13 protein-coding genes and 1 pseudogene are annotated in these 18,366 nt (G+C 50.0%); 10 read left to right on the top strand and 4 right to left on the bottom strand.

What is annotated here, in order from left to right; translation table 11 throughout:
- Nucleotides 1–75 precede the first annotated feature (75 nt).
- From OHL20_RS05240 to OHL20_RS25160, 9 genes and pseudogenes are all read left to right on the top strand, one after another.
- Nucleotides 76–675 (top strand): A24 family peptidase, encoded by a 600-nt coding sequence (locus OHL20_RS05240; protein ID WP_263382151.1) that lies wholly within the window; start codon nucleotides 76–78, stop codon nucleotides 673–675.
- 1 nt (nucleotide 676) lies between these two features.
- A complete protein-coding gene (gene cpaB, locus OHL20_RS05235) occupies nucleotides 677–1,549 on the top strand; it encodes a Flp pilus assembly protein CpaB (protein ID WP_263382150.1) in 873 nt (290 codons plus the stop codon).
- A gap of 289 nt (nucleotides 1,550–1,838) precedes the next feature.
- Nucleotides 1,839–1,946, top strand: a pseudogene (locus tag OHL20_RS05230) (pilus assembly protein N-terminal domain-containing protein); the annotation flags it as partial.
- Nucleotides 1,947–2,120: 174 nt separating this feature from the next.
- A complete protein-coding gene (locus tag OHL20_RS05225; RefSeq protein WP_317890979.1) occupies nucleotides 2,121–3,059 on the top strand; it encodes a type II and III secretion system protein family protein in 939 nt (312 codons plus the stop codon).
- On the top strand, nucleotides 3,056–4,342 hold the full coding sequence (locus OHL20_RS05220; RefSeq protein WP_263382149.1) for an AAA family ATPase: 1,287 nt from the start codon (nucleotides 3,056–3,058) through the stop codon (nucleotides 4,340–4,342). Before OHL20_RS05225 ends, OHL20_RS05220 begins: the two co-directional genes overlap by 4 nt.
- Nucleotides 4,335–5,693, top strand: a complete 1,359-nt coding sequence (locus tag OHL20_RS05215; protein ID WP_263382148.1) for a CpaF family protein — start codon at nucleotides 4,335–4,337, stop codon at nucleotides 5,691–5,693. Before OHL20_RS05220 ends, OHL20_RS05215 begins: the two co-directional genes overlap by 8 nt.
- An 8-nt stretch (nucleotides 5,694–5,701) precedes the next feature.
- Entirely contained in the window at nucleotides 5,702–6,670 is a 969-nt protein-coding gene (locus tag OHL20_RS05210) for a type II secretion system F family protein (protein WP_263382147.1), read from the top strand.
- 4 nt (nucleotides 6,671–6,674) lie between these two features.
- Complete coding sequence (locus OHL20_RS05205; protein ID WP_263382146.1) at nucleotides 6,675–7,577, top strand: type II secretion system F family protein; 903 nt, start codon at nucleotides 6,675–6,677, stop codon at nucleotides 7,575–7,577.
- 213 nt (nucleotides 7,578–7,790) lie between these two features.
- Nucleotides 7,791–8,171 (top strand): DUF192 domain-containing protein, encoded by a 381-nt coding sequence (locus OHL20_RS25160; RefSeq protein WP_396271657.1) that lies wholly within the window; start codon nucleotides 7,791–7,793, stop codon nucleotides 8,169–8,171.
- Nucleotides 8,172–8,473: 302 nt separating this feature from the next.
- Here the strand turns inward: OHL20_RS25160 and OHL20_RS05200 are convergent, their stop codons facing one another.
- Both OHL20_RS05200 and OHL20_RS05195 read right to left on the bottom strand, forming a co-directional pair.
- The gene (locus tag OHL20_RS05200; RefSeq protein WP_263382145.1) at nucleotides 8,474–9,607 is read right to left on the bottom strand and encodes a hypothetical protein; all 1,134 of its coding nucleotides are present in this window, start codon (nucleotides 9,605–9,607) and stop codon (nucleotides 8,474–8,476) included.
- Complete coding sequence (locus tag OHL20_RS05195; RefSeq protein WP_263382144.1) at nucleotides 9,604–11,133, bottom strand: hypothetical protein; 1,530 nt, start codon at nucleotides 11,131–11,133, stop codon at nucleotides 9,604–9,606. The genes OHL20_RS05200 and OHL20_RS05195 overlap by 4 nt, the downstream gene beginning before the upstream one ends.
- A gap of 982 nt (nucleotides 11,134–12,115) precedes the next feature.
- Here OHL20_RS05195 and OHL20_RS05190 point away from each other — a divergent pair.
- The gene (locus OHL20_RS05190) at nucleotides 12,116–13,144 is read left to right on the top strand and encodes a LacI family DNA-binding transcriptional regulator (RefSeq protein ID WP_263382143.1); all 1,029 of its coding nucleotides are present in this window, start codon (nucleotides 12,116–12,118) and stop codon (nucleotides 13,142–13,144) included.
- A 48-nt stretch (nucleotides 13,145–13,192) separates the two neighbouring features.
- On the opposite strand, the gene OHL20_RS05185 is transcribed toward OHL20_RS05190, so the two are convergent.
- Nucleotides 13,193–16,501, bottom strand: a complete 3,309-nt coding sequence (locus OHL20_RS05185) for an alpha-mannosidase (protein ID WP_263382142.1) — start codon at nucleotides 16,499–16,501, stop codon at nucleotides 13,193–13,195.
- Nucleotides 16,502–16,678: 177 nt separating this feature from the next.
- Complete coding sequence (locus tag OHL20_RS05180; protein WP_263382141.1) at nucleotides 16,679–18,190, bottom strand: tetratricopeptide repeat protein; 1,512 nt, start codon at nucleotides 18,188–18,190, stop codon at nucleotides 16,679–16,681.
- Between the last annotated feature and the right edge of the window lie 176 nt (nucleotides 18,191–18,366).

The following is an 18,366-nucleotide window of genomic DNA, read 5'->3' as shown; positions in this document are numbered from 1 at the left end:
AAAGATTTACGAGGGTTAATCTACTTTGTTAACCCTCACTCCCCAATTTTCATAAATACCAAAGCAGCCTAGGTAATGAACAAATCAAAAGATTTTGTAGTGCCAATTTCCTTATCGAGTATCGGAGTCTCAGTGTCCAACTTATGCCGAGAGGTTTTGCTAGACTGCACAGCCATGATTTGCACTATTCTGGCTTCCGTCTATGATGTCCGCAAGCGTAAAATCCCAAATATCCTGACCGGCATGTCGATAGTCATTGCACTTGTATTGCACTTGGCACTTATGGGCTGGATGGATCTTGCCACATCTGCACTCGCAGGGATTGTCTCCGGTGGATTTCTGTTTTTATTTTATTTAGCCGGTGGAATTGGAGCAGGAGACGTAAAGTTGATGTCGGCAATCGGCTGCTTCATAGGCTTTCACTCAATTCTTTTATTGCTCTTTGTTACTACGCTTTGCGGCGCAGCGTTGGGCCTTATCGTAGCGATTAGGAAAAAGATGCTAAGGCGGGTAGCTAGAAACTCGATACTCCTAATTCAACATCATCACGCGCATGGGCTCACGCCGCATCAAACCCTAAACATAAACAACACTGCTATCCTCCACATGCCATTCGCTGTACCAATTATGGCAGGCTGTCTTATCACATCTTGCGTCCAGATGTGGAGTCTATAGTATGCTCTCCCGCCGATTCACAACAGCAATGCTCACCGCCTTCATCTTGTCTGGTATCTTCACCTATCTTTTAAGCCGTCGTATCGAGCATCAAGCAGGCCTTCAGCGGACGCAGGCAATCAATTATGTCGCCACATCGCGACCTGTGCAACCAGGAGAAGTAATTAAGGTTTCGGATTTGCGATATGTACCTTGGCCAGCAAGCAGTCCTCTCAGGGGCGGGTTTCTGCACATAGATGAGATCATTGGTCGTTCGGCGATCTACCCTATTGACCCTGGTCAGCCCCTGCTAGATCGGCAGATTACCCCCGCCGGAATAGGACCAGGGCTTGCTAGCAAGATCCCAGACGGAATGCGTGCGATCGCTCTAAAATCTGATGAAGTTGTGGGTGTCGCAGGCTTTCTCGAGCCGGGGTCTCACCTTGATGTACTGGTGACATTTCGAGCGGAAAAATCATTGGAACTCACGACAACGATAGTTCTGCAGAATGCAGAGGTAGTCGCGGCCGGCCATCAGGCGGAACCTGATCCGGATGGCAAATCCTCTGCAGCTACCGTGGTAACACTGCTTCTCTCGCCTCAGGAATCGGAACGAGCTGTTCTGGCAAGTGCCCAGGGGAACATCCACTTTATTCTGAGAAATAACACGGATAAGGGCAGAACGGACAGCCTGTCGCTCGTTACATCGCAGCTAATGGGCTCATCCAACCTAACCCTAGCAACCGGTCGAAATCAGGCGAATACTCTATCAGCAAACTTCATAAAGCGTAGTGGCATCCACATCGGAGAGACCAGCCAACAGATCTTCCGAATAGAAACTGTTCTAGGCGACCAGATTCCTTCAGACAAATCATCCGAGAGGATGGCACAGTGATTATTGTCCGTCTCAGGTTTGTTCTACGGATACTGCTGGCAGCAGCTATTGTTACTTATCCGAGTAGGGCCCTAGCTCTTCTACAAAGCAGCCTAAGTGCAATAGGCCAGCCCGTTACTGGCTCCCTAGGCCCTTTAGGGATGGAGCACTCTGTTCCTCTCCTTTCAGTAAAGCCAGAGACGATTGCGCCCGAACGCCTCTTTGTGGACATGCACCAAAGTGACGAGAGCGGTACTCTGCATTTGGTTCTTGGTCGCTCGCTCATCATTTCAACGCGAACCCGCTTAGAAAAATATATATAGGCAATCCGGCTGTGCTTCAATCCTATGCCTCAAGCTCCAAAGAGCTTGTTCTCACAGCTAAAAGCTATGGTGTAAGCAGCTTGGTTCTTTGGGATTTCACTGGGCAGTCCCACGTATACAGTCTCTCAACAGACATTGATTCTGACGGTGTTCGCGCTGCATTCAAGACAGCGTTTCCAGATTCAGACATAAAGATCGACACCCGAGAAGGGAAGCTGTTTTTGTCAGGTAGTGTCTCATCTGACACCACGCTAGACGCAGCTTCCAAGATGGCAATTTCATATTCCAAAGACACTATCAATGCTCTTCGTGTCATTCCGATACATGGCAGGCAGGTTCAACTGAAGTTACGGATCATTGAAGTCGATCGCTCGAAAGCAGAACAATTTGGAATTAATTTCTTTACGGGAGGACGCACTGCCTCTAGCACATCCACTCAGCAGTTTCCTACCTCGGTAAATACAAGCAGCTCTAGCGGGAGTGGCGCCTCAGTGTCAATCAGCAACCCCCTGAATTTTTTTCTCTATAACTACAAACTAAATCTCGGGATGACACTCGAAGATCTTGAAAATCGTCAGATTTTACAGGTACTTGCCGAGCCAACACTCACCACCTTGAGCGGTACACCAGCTCGATTCTTATCGGGTGGTGAATTTCCAGTACCAGTTGTGCAAGGAGGAACAGGCAACTCTACGGCAATTAGTATCATGTATCGTCCTTATGGCGTAAGGGTAGACTTTACGCCCACGGTCAACGTTGATGGAACAATTAGGCTGAAAATTGCTCCGGAAGTTAGCACTCTTGATTACACTAATTCAGTCACAATCTCTGGTTCTACCATTCCGGCCCTCTCGACGAGGCGAGCAGAAACAGAGGTCGAGATTAAGAGTGGGGAGAGCTTTGTTTTATCTGGACTATTAGACCATCGCACAACAGACAGTCTCGCGAGTGTCCCTGGTATAGCAAATATACCGATCTTAGGAGAGCTGTTTAGATCCAAAGACATCAATCATTCGATAGTCGAGCTCGTTGTATTGGTAACAGCAACTCTTGTTGATCCATTGACTACTATTTCAAGCACATCAGAACCAAAGATGGCTTTGCCGAACATGGACAGCAGCATCTTTGACGTACGAATACAAACATCATCCAAGAACAAAAATTTCCCTAATGCCATCCCAGCTGTAATTCAATCGGATAAAAAATGAGAATTGCAAACAGATCTGTCGAAGGCCCTATCGCAAACGATCCGAAATTGGTAGCAATCTTTTGCGTGTGTACTAGCCAAGATTTTATTAGTGCCGTAGCGAGTGTGTCGGTATTAACACCTGGCTTTATCTTTGCAGGTGCTTTTCAGGATTATGTTACGGCAGATAAGCGCCCTCAGTTTCCGCAGTCTATGAAGGGTGCAAGTTCTTGCATTGCACTGGTTGATTTTGACAGAGACCCCGAATTGGCAAGTGAAACAGTAAAAAAGCTTGGACAGATCTTTTACAAACGAATTTGCATGATCGCCGTAGGATCGGAGTTGACCTCTACAGTCCTGCTGCGCGCCGTTCGTGCAGGATGTATGGAGTACCTTACCAAGCCTCTCGTGATCGCCGACTTTACCGCCTCACTTGTACGGTTTAAAAGCTCTATGATGTCAAATATTCAAGTCCAGAGCAGCACCGGACGTGTTCTCGCTTTCTTTGGAGCAAAGGGCGGTGTAGGCACGACCACACTCGCCGTACATCTTGCTAGCCACCTTGTACAGCAACATCATAGGAAAACTCTGATAATAGATCACAAGCACCAATTGGGGCATGTAGCACTGTATCTTGGTCTGAAAGACACTCAGTATCACTTCGATGAATTGCTTCGAAATGTTGACCGCTTGGATGTTGACCTGCTAAACGGGTATGCAATTCAGCACAGCAGCGGCCTTGTCGTTATAGCGTCCCCTGATATTTCAACAAAGTACTATGAATGTAAGCAAGATGAAATCGAACGAGTAATGGAGTTCCTGCGGAGCGAGTACGACTTTATTCTCATCGATTCTTCGGTTGAGTATGAAGATACAAAAATGTCAATCATTGAGCAAGCAGATGATGTCTATCTGATCTCCACCCCTGACGTGGCTTCCCTGAGAGATCTTGCGCGACTGGTGGAGCATATAAGCCTTAGCCCATCGGCGGATGGGAAATTAAGCATAGTTATAAACAGGTCAACAGCAAATGATTCCATAACTGCAGATCAGATCAAGAAGGTGATTCGGTTTCCGGTGTCGAACACTGTTCCAAATAACTACATTGAGCTTCTCCGTTCCATTAACCAGGGATGCCCCGTCTCGCCAGCGCGGCAATCTGAATTCAATCTGGCAATAAAGAAATGGGTGTCAGAAATAACGGGGGAAAGAGGTATTGATACTAGTGAAGTGACTCCAAAGCCAAAACCGAAGAAAAGACTGTCATTGTGGAACTGGAAGCTTGTTGGAGACGATCATGCCTGAAACTGCAGTGTTTATGACTCCACACTTTGTACCCGCTGTACAACCAGAGTCCCGTGAAAATACAACCATCACAGACAATGCGCGAAGCATACTTAAAGCAGCAGTGCACAATGACCTTATCAAACGGGTAGACCTTGATAAACTTGCGTTGATTCAAGCGGACGCAAGTGGCGGCAGACAGAAACTTTTAAACATTATCCTACAATTTGTGAATGATCAGGGCGTTCCGCTCAGCGGGCGTGACCGTGATCAAGTAGCTAATGAAGTATTGGACGAGGTCTTTGGTTTAGGTCCCCTAGAACCCCTTCTACATGACCCTGGGATCAACGATATCCTTGTGAATACACATACAACTGTTTATGTTGAGAGACAGGGTGTCATTGAAAAAACAAACATTAGTTTTCGTGACAACGCCCACCTAATGCACATTATTGACAAGATAGTTTCTGCGGTTGGGCGCAGGATTGACGAGTCCTCTCCAATGGTTGATGCTCGTCTCTTAGATGGATCTCGTGTCAATATCATTGTTCCACCCCTCGCAATCGACGGACCACTCCTTTCGATTCGTCGATTCGGACAGTCGCCGTTGACTGCTGATGATCTTTTGCGTCGTCGTGCCTTGATCCCTCAAATGCTCGAAATTCTACAATGTGCTGTCCGGGCGCGCTTAAACATCATAGTGTCAGGCGGGACAGGAGCAGGCAAGACCACCCTTCTAAACGTACTTTCCGGGTATATCTCTCAATTCGAACGAATCATAACAATTGAAGATTCAGCCGAACTGCAGATACAGCAGGAGCACGTCGTTCGCCTGGAATGCCGACCGCCGAATCTTGAAGGAAGAGGAGCTATTCGCCAGCGTGAGTTGGTGATGAACGCACTCCGAATGCGTCCAGATCGCATCATTCTTGGAGAAGTGCGTGGAGAGGAGGCCCTAGATATGCTCCAGGCAATGAACACTGGTCATGACGGTTCCATCACAACAGTTCACGCAAATAATCCTCGTGATGCTATCGCGCGGATAGAAACTATGTGCATGATGGGAAATGTCCTGTTGCCGGATAAGGCCATTCGTGCTCAGATAGCGTCCTCTATAAACCTTGTCATCCAAGTATCGAGGATGAGCGACGGCTCGCGAAGAGTTACTCACATTAGTGAAATCACAGGATCTAGCGGTGAAATACTCAGCATGCAAGATATTTTCCTCTTCGAGAAGCAAGGATTGGGAGCAAACGGTGAAGTTAGAGGACGGTTTAAAGCAACCGGCATCGTGCCAAAATTTGCTGAGGTCGCTAGAGCTGCAGGCTTCCCTCTTCCGCTAAATTTCATGGACCACTCAGTTGAAGTCTAGGGAGGCCTATGGCATTGCTTGTTGTGCTTTACACAGTTATTTTCATCATTGGTCTTTCAATAATGATTGTTTGCACCCGCCCTCCTCGGAGGGCGCAGGCTCTTGGACTTCGTCTAGCAGATATTCGTGATCCTCGTCGCAGTGAATCCATGCGGAGCATCTTCGCCCTACCAAAAATAGACAGTGCATATAGCATAGTTGCTACGGCTAGCACCTATCTCCAGAAGCGCAAGATATTATCTAAGCTTACTCAACTTTTACTTCGAACGCATAGCACTCAGACTGCAACCAGATTTATTGTGGTAAGTTGCAGCACCTCGATGGCGGCTGGTCTTGTTTCCTTGTGGACATTTCAATCAGGCCTTTTGACGTTGGCATCGATTCTTATCGGCCTCATGCTTCCCTACCTATTTCTTCTGAGAAACGCATCGCAATTTCTCAAGAATTTTGATGAGGCGCTGCCTGATGCCATAAGTCTGATGGCACGTGCTCTTAGGGCTGGGCATTCGATCCAGCAGGCCATAGAATTGATTGCGGACCAATCTCCTCGGCCATTGTGTACTGAATTTTCACAAGTGCGACAAGAGCAAAAATTCGGGGTGCCCTTCCGAGATGCATTGGTTGATATGAGCCTTCGCGTGCAGTCAAGAGACTTGAAATTTCTGGTAACCGCAATTCTTGTACAAAAAGAGACAGGCAGTGACCTCATCGAGATCTTAGATCGCACAACACGTGTGATCCGCGACCGAGTTCGCGTCGCGGGTGAAATAAAGACATACACTGCACAGGGGCGGCTTACTGGGTGGATCCTCTCGTTGCTGCCTGTCGTAATGCTGGCCGTTATATCTATCGTTAGCCCTGGTTACGCCACCCCGCTTTACGACACCCCATTTGGCCAGAAGCTTCTCATAGGTGGTGCGGTCATGATCGCCGTTGGGAGTATTCTCATTCGCCGTATTGTTGCCGTGGAGGTTTAGTCTGATGCAGATTCTCTTTACATTATCTCTCGTAAGCGGTGTGCTTGCGGGTTCTTGTTTTTTTGCATCGTTGGTTATCTCTTCATCTTCAGACACAACAATGCAACGTCTATATATGGCCACCAATGCCAAGACTCGTAAACACACGGGCATCAGTGCCACCGGACCTTATGTTCAGGTTTTTTTGCGAGTAATGCTATGGGTCCGAACTAGTTTGCGCCTCCGAGAGCGAGCAGACTTGGAGAGGAGAATCGAACGTGCGGGCTATCGTGGTGTTGTCACTCTGGATCTTTATGCTGCCATACGTCTTATAGCTCCCTTAGTAGCGGTTGTACTTGCACTACTCCTACCAAAATATTGTCTCTTCGGCATGTTTGCCCTTCCTCCCTTTGCATATATCGTTCCCGATCTTATTTTGGAGCTTCTTATTCGGAGGCGAGCTAAGGCTATTCGCGGGAGCATTCCTGATGCCATCGATCTACTTGTGATCTGTGTGGATGCTGGCCTTGGTATAGATCAAGCAGTGATGCGGGTCGCACAGGAACTCACACAGAGCTCACCCGAGCTACAAGAAGAGTTGATGCAAGTCAATAGGGAGCAAAGAGCAGGGAAACCACGTTTAGAGGCCTGGTGCGGGATGTCGGAGCGACTTTCCATTCCAGAAATCGAAGCTTTTGTAAACATGCTTATGCAAACGGAGCGCTTTGGTACCCCTATAGCACGCGCACTAAGTACATTTGCTGATGGAATACGGCTAAAGCGTACGCAGATTGCGGAAGAAAGTGCCGCCAAAACAACTGTAAAAATAATCTTTCCATTGGCACTGTTTATTTTTCCATGCATATTCATTGTGCTGCTTGGGCCCGCAGTCATAACGATGCTGCAGGACTTTCCAGAAGGGTTTTAGTCTAAAGCGACGTCTCCGCCGGCCGATATATTAAGCAGCCTTCGAGGACCTTTTATGCAAATCTACGTTGTGCTTTTCCTCACTATCAGTTCGTCATGTGCAATAGTTTGGACATTTGGTTACTGCAGCGTGTTAGGTTCTGCCGGATAAGCACTATGGCGTGCCACTACTATGCAGCGGAGAACATAAATATGATTACGATCTTTGTGACCTGTGAATCACTTGAATAAATCCAAGGGTTTTGTAAGAAACCATTCGACAGGTAGAAGTGTATGCGAGTCGACGGAACTGGCAACCTCGTTCCTATGTCGTCTGCAAGGGCTTCTCGGGCGCCGCGATCTGGCTCGGAACGCTGGTCTTTGGTTATGCCCTTCGTCGGGAATCCACACCTTCGGAATGAAGTTTTCAATTGATGTCGTGTCTCTCAACAAGGAGATGGAGATAGTTGGGCTCGCTCAGCATGTGCCTCCCTGGAGGATAGCAGGTGGAGGGAGAAGAGTGCATTCTATCCTCGAGCTACCAGGAGGTTCGATTGAATTAACTCTCCTTAGGATCGGACAACGCCTCGTAATCACCGCTTGTCCGTCTAGCTAGGTTAAGCTAATTGCATCATTTGTCTAGATGCTAGTAACCTCTATGGTTTTGAGAACACTAGGATATCATGCGACTTTATGGAAATCTTAGGAGTTCCGCTTAGAGCTGTAGGACTGTAGCTTATTCCATGTGAGTGGATTACTAGGCCGGAATCCGTTTGTAGTTCATGTGCCATCTCTCGGCAATAAAAGTCTCATTGAGTTCCCAATGAACTCCGGGTGCGGGATCAGTTTGCCGGGAGCTGTTGGTAGGCACTAAGTATTAGAGACCAGGATTTTCATGAGCCCTCGACAATAAAGAATTTAGGAGCTTGGATGAGTGCTAATAGAAAGCACGGACCGTTGACGCTCTGCTTCGAGGATAATATGCTTCTCGGCAATCAAGACGGCGAGGCAAGCAATGTAGGGGATAAGCTCCCCAAAGATTCGGACTTCAATAAGAATGCCGTAGCGCACCATAAAGATGAACCACATGGGAAATACCCATTGCCAGGCGCGTAAAGTCTCATCCGCAATCAGTTTTCTAGAAAGATAGATTAGTGGACCCGAGAAGGCAAAAACACTCAGTATCTGGATCCAGGAGGTAGGCCATAGTAGGATACCCACATTCAACCAGATACGTGAGAGTGACTCAGAAGAGTTGTGAGCAAAATGCTTGGTTACCCAAGCATGCCAGTAGACCCAATATGCTGCAAGCGGGAGAAGCACAGTCCAAGTCATCCGAGATTTGATGCTACCTAATAAGAAAGGTTTAACCGATTTAGCATAGCTATTCTGGTTATAGCGAAAATATTCTGAAATTAAATAAAAAGGGAGAAGAAATACTGTTGTTTCTCGGTTAACTGTAGCGATTATGAACAGAATAATGAACAAATGGGAAGATTTGCGAACATAGATCAGATAAAGACCCAAAGAGAAAAATCCTACACTGGGAAGATCATAGATAAATCGCAATCTGTGCATTGTGTAGATGGTATAAGTTGTTGTTAGCATAATAAGGGTTAGTGGGTAGACATATGGCGCAAGGAGCTTGTAGGGGCTCGCTTTAACATACATAGCACGCGCCACAAGTCCAGTGACAACAACACATGCGAGATCTATAGGTGCCTGCATAAGTTCTTCTGCGCGGACACCACCAGGGAACCAGGCTGGTAATGATGTCATCACTTTAGCTAATTGAATTAGCATCGGATCCTGGTGCGCCCAGGCAAGAGGGAACATCATCAGCAGCCTGTCTTGAAACGGAGTACGTTCGAGGCCTTGCTCATAACGATAAAGATCGAGATATGAAGGTGTGCAACTGAGGTAAAACCAAACAAATTGAATACTGGCGAGCAGGTTCAGGAGGGCGGAGACAAGCGCTCGTGAGTTGATAGGCTTGATCTCAAAGGGGCTTATGTCCGGGAGCAAGGTATCAGCAGCGCCATAGTCTGTCACGAATGAGCCGGCGTTGCGGAGTGTCCTGTTCGCTCTAAAAGCTCAGTGGTGTCGTCCTGATAGTCAATATGCCAGTTGCTATCGTGCTCGAGAAGATAAACCAATGGAGTGTTACGTTCAAACAAGACACATCGAATGCCATATCGCTCCAGGAGTTCAAGGGGATTCTTGATCTGAACGATATCCAGATAGTCTCTAAATGTGCCGTTATATTCGAAAAGGTCTACCCTGGAATCTATAAAGGTAGGAGTGTGGCTTGCGTGCCACTCAATAAACCCTCCCCAACGAAAATCGTTGAACAAGTGTCCTTTGAAGTGGAAGCTTTTCAGAAAGATAGTAGCTCTGACAGGGTATCCTGTTTGGCTGGTTGCAATAGACTCTGCAGTTGGCAGCCGACTCCTAACTAGGGACATAGCAAAAAAGATAATGATGATCCTAAATACCGAAAAGGGATTATGGCGGTTTGGTGAAAGTAAGGAGGAAATCGACCAGGCAAACGTTGGCATTAGCAGTATTCCACCAAGAAATAGAAAGCGAGAATAGGTTGCTGCAGCATAAACTCCAATAACTACTAAGGAAAATTCATACAGTGTTAAGGATAACTTTCGAAACGCAGTCATGAAGAACAAGAAGAGAGTTACAGTCAGAAAGACTTTTGCTCGCGGCAAGTGGAAGTCTAGAGTCTTCCATTCCTCAATGGTGTTAATGTTAAGAGTTTGTTTGAAGGCAAGATTGAATGGATAGCTTACTAAGCGCCAGCCATAGGGATTTATGAATACAGCGCCAAGGCATAAGCAGAGACATAGCAAGACACAGGCGCGTTGGTGGTTAGAAAAACCTCTTGTTCTTATGAACCCAGATATGCATGGAGCCTGGCTACAAGTGATGAATAGAAAGAAGATGATTAATCCGATGATCCATGAACCGTGCAGGTTAATCCAAAGGGTAAACAAAGGGGGGAGCATCCACATCCAGTGAAGAGCTTTGCTTGTATTTTCGAGAATAATTAGCTCTGCAATGAGACAGACCCACCCAAAAAGTAGGGTCCTAGGGCCGAAAGAGACTGTTGCACACATGGCCGTAAAAACTGAGGCTAATAAGGTTGCCGTGACATTATTTGTTCTTTCATAAGCAATATAAAAAGCTCCTAAGAGTATTACCTCTATGGCCACTACCATCACCAGGAAAATGCCGCGCTCACCATACAAGTGCCAGCCCAGATAGTATGGCAATTCTGCCAGCCATTCATGGTTAATCCATGGTGAGTTAAAAGCGGTGAATGAAAACAGATCAGTTGTTAAAAAAGTGTGAGTAGAAACAAGATGCTGAGCGTTGCGGAGATGCCACCAAATGTCTGGGTCAGCGATTGTCGGCGGTATCCAGAGAAACACCATGCAGGCAAAGGCGAAAGCCGCGGTGATCGGGAAAGTTAACCATCCAAAGGCTACTGAATAAAGAGCCAAAAGCGATTGGGAGACTGTAGTGGTCTCGCGGGATTTTGCATAAGGATGAGCTCGAAGGGTCATTACAACCTTCTTCGACTACAGTATGAAAGCATGAGAGAGCAGCTTAAACTTAATTTACTAAGATGTGGAACGAAGATTGTATTTGGGAATACATTGAAGTGTTCGATCGAGTGGGGCGTCGCTAATGCAACAATGTGTCAGGTTTAGATCGTATTGGAAGATCCGTGCGGAAAGGGGAAAGCTTCTTAGGCAGTCCCTGAAATGTTAAAGGCTTGTGTTTCTTCTGGTCTTGCCGATGAGACGAGTACAGGTGAGACGCTGGTTAATAGGAAAAGGGGCGGATCACCTGCCTTTGCCAACAAGAGAAAGTCGCAAACGAACCGTTGGCCGGCGATCAGATAAGTGTCAGGGACAAGCTATCGAATCGCCCAGACATGCCACAGAAACTCCTATTCGTACAAGGGCAGAGACGACGCGGAGTCGATTGTGCTGAGCTGCCTAGAATACTCTCCTCTGCAACACATATCATTCTGGAATGTCGAGTGGTGGATCCGCTTAGCTGCCTACTAGAGCAACGGATCTCCAACCAAAGTAGGTTAGACCTGTCGTTCCGAGCCAATCCTGATTCAGTTCATCCTGAGACGGTTGGTTGCTGAGGGCGTTCGTTTCAAACGAGTGTAATGAAGATAATATTCAGAGCGTCATCTAGACACAGTCTTTTATGAACTGGAGAGCACGAGCGCAAAATCCGGTCTTATTCAAGAACACTTATAGCTGTTCTGGTACGGCATTGAAATATCCTTGTGACGCTGTTCCAAGCTCATCTGTCCAGCTAAATGGGAATCTAGCCTGTCCCAAAAGAACTCAGGCCTGAACAGATGCTTGATGGGTGGGGGCGGATTGATGTGTTCTTGTCCCGCGTGAAATACAGGTTGATATGGAGAGGGTATCGGGGTTTGCTATAAACACCTCTAGTCATGGGCATTGATACCTAGATAGGGCTATCCTAAGGGAACTACAGAGTAGCGTTCCGGAGCAATGGATGAAGAGAATAGTCCCTGCAGCCCCTAAGTTGAGTGATGTCGCACGTCTGGCTGGTGTTGGAAACGCTACTGTTTCCCGAGTGCTCAACGGCCGGCTTAACGTGAGCGAAGATAAGGTTCGAAAAGTAAAGCAGGCGATTTCAGAGCTTGGGTATCGTCCAAACCGTATCGCCAGGAGTCTAAAAGGGGCGTCATCCGGGATGATCGGCATGCTTGTGCCAAGTATCTCCGATATGTTCTTTTCGCGCTGCGCGGAAGCCGTGGAGACAGTGGCTCGCGAGCATGGTTCGCTCCTCATCGTCATGGCTTCTCACGATGATCCAACGATCGAACTTGAAAACCTCGAGGAACTGCTCAACCATCGAATCGATGGCTTAATTCTTTCTTCCGCACAGACTCATAACCCTCAGCTTCATGATGCTTTGTCGCAGATAGCGGTTCCGGTTGTTGGTCTCGACCGGACTTTGCAGCAGGCAAATCTTCCCTCCGTGATGAGCGAAAATCTGGAAGGTGCCAGAGCGGCCACCCAACACCTGTTGGCACATGGGTATCGCACTGTACTTTGTATTCTCGTTAAGCCTGATCTGTATACGATCAGCGAACGATGCAGGGGTTATTCAGAGGCTATGTGCGAAGCAGGGCTCGAACCCTTAATCCGTGCCGTTGAGAGTTCAAAGGATGTCGAAGTGTACCTTCGCCAGCATGTAGAGTCCGCGAAAACGACGATAGCGGTGTTTGCGGCCAACAATCTCACCGCGCGATATACTTGGGAGGCGATCCGCAGGTTGCACCTGACAATTCCAACTCAGGTTGCCGTTCTAAGCTTTGACGATTTCGATTTAGCAGATACGCTTACGCCGCCAATGAGCGTCGTACAACAACCGGTGGAAGACCTGGGAAGAAATGCAGCAGAGCTGCTCTTTCAACGCATGCAGGGCCCAGGTGCAGGCAACGTTCAGACAAACCATGATCCCCTCAGATTACCAACGCGATTGATCGTCAGGGCTTCTTGTGGCTGTCTTGTTTAGCACAATTAAAAGCGCGGCCCGCAGGCCGCGCTTTTAATCAAAGGAAACCTACATAGTAGGTGATGGCTTGTAGTTCACCCTGACAGTTTGGATTTCAAACGGTGTCACCGGCACTATAACTTTGTCTCCGTTTACAGCGATCGATCCGCCCTCCGGCTTCTCCATCAAGTTGATCAGCGTGGCATCCGTGGCTCCCGGAGGAATGGTAATAGTGACTGATCCACCCTTACCGGCCCATTCGTAGAATCGAACGACCAGACCATCTCCATCCTCAGCCTTCTTCACAGCTGTAAGAACCACGTTTTTCTCGGCAATACTTGCGAACGAATGTTCCGGCTTCATCGCTCCGCTATGTGCCGCAACCTGTTCGGCCTTGAGTTTGTAGTTGAAGTCATAACCATGACGCACCGTCAGCGCCTGTTTCCAATCTCCCGCATGCGGGTACAACCCGTATACAAAGTGGTGCTGCTCGCGATCCGCATCCGGATCAGGCCACGTCGGCGAACGTAGCAGCGTCAATCGCAATTGATTGCCGACAGCATCGTAGCCGTATTTAGAGTTATTCAGCAAGCTGAAGCCATGCTTACCGTCACCCAGGTCAGCCCATCGCAAGGCGGGAACCTCGAAGCGCGCCTTCTCGAAGCTGTTATTACGCGTTGTAGGCCGTTCAATCGTGCCGTAAGGGATCTCATACGTGGCGTTGTCGCTGCTCGCAGCGAGAGGAAAGGAAGCCTTGAGCAGAACGTGTGTCTCATGCCAGTCGATATCGTTTGAAACGATGGCATGATCCGCACCTGCATAGAGGATGATCTCCTGCACAAACTTTGAGCTCTGCCAGGTCCGTGAGATCTGAATGACCGACCGGAGCGGGCCCTGCTCGGTAAGCTTCACTGAGTCGATCATGTGGAGCAAAGTGGGTGGCACATCGAATGTGCCGGGATCGACGTTCCAGGCGTCGTACTCCTTTGGCGTGTCTTTGAAGGCCTGTAACTCATTACCGCATCCACCTGAGGCAATGGTCTCGAAGCTGCTCTTCTTATCGAAGAGCGAGGTGACACAACCGGTCTTCGGATCAACGGTTACCCGAAGCGCGGCATTCTCGATCGTCGTTCCCGAACTCTTCAGATCCGTGGGGAACTTCTTAACACCATCAACTGCGTGAAGAACCACGTAGCCAAGTGAAGGAACTTCCTGCAACCGAAGCACGACATGGAAGGTATTGGTCTTGGCGTCGTGCGAAAGGACTTGCGAAGGCACAACTTGGTTCTTTGCGTCGAGCAGTGTGATTCCATCGCTTGCGGAAGGCATCTGCACCTCAACCTCGGTTACACCGGCGCGCTCCCAACCAAGCGAGTTGAAGACGATGACCGGAACACCGGCACTGGCCCGAGTATCAATCTGTGCATCGACCGTCTTGAGCGACTTTGAAGAGACCTCGTTCGCCGCCCAGTGCACCTGGTTGTAGTCTTTTTGCGCATCCTTGTAGATAATCCCGATGCCTGAACCTGCTGCGAGATCGTGGAATTGGTTGAAGAGCACATGCTTCCATGCTGCCGTTAGCTCATCACCCGGGTACTTACGTCCATCAAGCCACGCGAGCGAAGCATACTTCTCAGCATCCAGAAGCCATTCCTCACTGTCGCGCATATTCTTCTTGTGGTCAGCCTGCGTCGTAAACACACCGCGGTGGTATTCGAGGTAAAGCTCATCCTTCCACGTCGGCACACTGATCTGACCAGCCTCGGGAGTAGGTAGGGCGGTATCGCCCTTTGCGAGGGTCATGTAATTCCACGTCGGCGACTTCGGACCGACCTTGCCTTCAACCGTCGTAAAGAAAGACTGTGCTGTACCGTACTCCGAGTGCGGAACGATCTTGTCCGGCTGCATCCAGTGATCGCCCTCGTCGAGCATGGCGCGCGTTGGTCCGCCGCCATGGTCGCCGACACCATACAGGTCCATCATCTCGTTCCCACCCGGCGCAAAGCTCCGAGCGCTCGCGAGATCGCGCGAAAGACGAACAGGATCAAGGTTGTCGTTCGCATAATCATGCGGGAAGTACGTCAGCACCTTGCTGCCATCTGGCGACTCCCACCAGAAGAGCTTCAATGGCAGCTGGTTCGTATCATTCCAATGCATCTTCTGCGTCACAAAGTAGTCGACGCCCGACCGCTTGTAGATCTGCGGAAGCTGCCAGTTATATCCAAAGGAGTCGGGGTTCCATCCGATACGCGTCGTCTTGCCGTAAAGTCGATTGAACGTTGATTGACCAACCAGGAGCTGGCGAACTAATGACTCGCCATCGGGCATATTCAGGTCGGGTTCGAGCCACATACCGCCGACCAACTCCCAGCGCCCTTCCTGGATGCGCTGCTTGATCTCAGCGTTCATCTGCGGATACTTCTCAGCAATCCATTCGCTGTACTGAGCGGCCGACTGCGTATAGGTGTAGTTCGGGTACTCGCTCATCAACTGCGCAGCCGTGCCAAAGGTTCGCTTCACGGCATCAACCGTCTCCGTCCAGGGCCAAAGCCAGGCGACGTCGATATGCGAATTGCCGGTGAGATGGAAGGTCCCCTGCTGCAGAAGTGGACGCAACGCAGACAAAGTCATCTGCGCTTGCTTCAACGAGGCATCGAACTTCGCCTGGTTGCCCTTATCGAGTGCACCAAGATCGACCTCGCCAATCGCCTTCAGAAGGGTCTGTCCGTCTGCACTGGCATTCTTCGAGAACGAAGGTACTAGCGCCGAGGCCGAAATGAACTCTTTCTGCAGATCCTCAGGATTGGGTCGGCTCGCTGCAAACGTGACCTTCATCTCCACATGGTCAAACGTCTTGTCGTCGACGGTCGGCAGAAGTTTCACTGCGACCAGAACCTTGTCCCCGGGCTTCGCATCGCTGAAGAGTTGGACCTGCTCGAGGTCGTCGCCAAGCGCCACACGGCGGCCATTGAAATAGAGGATCTCCGGCATCGGCCCGTTTGCATACGCGCGGAAACGGAAGTCGATCTGTGCGCCGGTCAGATCGTAGCCATTCAGAGCCTTCGGCACCTCGATCGTACGGCGGTACCAGACAGCCTCTTTACCAGCCTTGACCTTCGGCGTCACCTGCTCCCAGCTTGAGTCGTCGAGCGCGACTGCCTCACCGTGCGCAACGTCGCCTGCATGAAAACGCCACGAGCCGCTGGGTAGCGACTCAAGCGAACCTAGCCGGTCCAGAACCTTCGTCTGCTCAGGGGAGAACGGAATCGCAACCTTCTGCGCGTGCTCTGATTCAAAAAGCTGCGCATGTACAGGGGCCACGCAGAAGCTGGTGGCGAGGCATAGAACACTGGCGGAAAGGTACTGCGATATGCGCAAGATCGTACTCCTGAGGGTGTCGGATGCTCACGACACGTGGCATCCTGAAATCGTTTTCAGTGGCAAACGAAATTCTACAACTTTATCCTAGTCTGGTCGATCAAACCCTGTCGGTCAAGCATTCAGCGCGGGCAGAGCGCCGGACGAGTCGATTAGCTCCGCCTTTTCGTCATTCTCTTAAGGAGCAAGCGTAGCCACGCACGGATGCTGACCGCTTTGGATGGCTGTGAGGGTCTTGCGCGCCTCAACCAGACCCGGACTATACGTAAGCAGCTTCGACATAGCCTTTTCTGCCAACGCTTTATTCCCGAGACGACACTCGACGACGGCAAGATTCCGACCGAGCTCCGGAACATCCTCATTCGTTTTGAAAACCCGGGTCCAGGCCGCTGCCGCCGCTTCCAGATCGCCGGACTTCGCCAGCAGTGTGCCAAGGTTGGTACCTGCTGTCATGTTGTCGGGTTGAAGCTGCAACACGGCCCGATAGTAGCCAGCCGCCGAGCCGTTGTCTCCCTTCATCTCAGAGATCACCCCAAGCGCTTGCAGGAGTGGAACATCATCGCGATTCGTTTGCACCGCTGCAGTCAGCAGCTGCAACGCCTTTGGCAGTGCTGTCGCAATTCCTTCAACTGCCAGGCCGTAGTAGGCCATCGCTACATCCCGAGGCCTTTTCTCGGAGTCCAAAATCGAGACCAACTCTGGAGCCTGTTCTGCTGGCGCATCCAGCCCCGACAGGCTCAGCGCAGTCTCGCCCGGTCGCTGCCTGATCCGGTGATCCGTCCAGGCGACATGGGCGATATTCTCCGAACCAGTCTTCGGCATGTGACATCCCGTACAGTCCGGGGTGGCAGGGAAATGCTGCGTCGCAAACTTCTCCTGCGTATGGCACGTCAGGCACTTCGCTCGATAAAACCCAGCCCGTTCAGCGACGGCAGGAGAGGCGTGCGGATCGTGGCAGTTCATGCACGACATGCTCGGCCCAGTCGCAATCTTGCACCTGCTGGAATTGAACTGCTCAATCTCACTCACCCCTCGCTTCGTGTTCGTGGCACCCGCATAGACGAAGTAGGAGAAGTAGTCTCGAATATCATCACCCGGCTTGAAGTCGAGACCAGCCTTGCCACGGCGCTCGACATTCGTATCGCCTTCAAGATGGCACACGATGCACGTACTATCCCGTTTCTCAGGGGACAGCTTAATCGGATTTACAACTGCTGCCTTGCCCTTCGAAGCAACATGTTCCCGAGCATCGCCATGACAGCTCTCGCACGTAATCCCCACCTGCAGAAACGGAAGCTGTTTGTAGAGATTATCCGTCCCCTCCACCTGCCGTTGTACCCCGCTCATATGGCACCGCAGGCAGCTTGGATTCAGCGTGAGCGCCGCTGGCATCTCCGTAGCAGGCTCCAATCCCGGCTTCATTGCATATCCCCGCAGCCTCTCGTAGTACGCAACGGGGGACTCCAGCCAGTAGCCATTCTTCTCATACAGATAAGTCAGTCCGAGGTGACCCGACCCAAGAAAATACTGAAGCTGCTCCTGACCGGATACAGGCGGCGTAGTCGGAAGCTTATAGTGCAGCATCGCCTTCCCACCGTCGCGGCCCACGCTGTATTCGACCCCTGCAGCCTCCTGTTTGTACGCTCCCGGATAGAGACGCTCCATTGCCAGCCCGCTGGCGTTTGCCATGGGGGTCTCTAGATAATCCGCAAAAATCTTCTCGTGACACTGTCCACAAACTGCATCAGCCTCCCGCACGGGGGCCGCTTTACCCGTTTGCCCTGCAAGCGGCTGCGAATGAAGCCCCAGCAGCAGAAAAAGCAACAGCAGTGTCCATCGGAAGAACATCGCGCAATTTTACAGCC

This window comes from Granulicella arctica, assembly GCF_025685605.1.
Taxonomy (GTDB): domain Bacteria; phylum Acidobacteriota; class Terriglobia; order Terriglobales; family Acidobacteriaceae; genus Edaphobacter; species Edaphobacter arcticus.
This window is presented reverse-complemented; position numbering and strand designations above follow the sequence as displayed.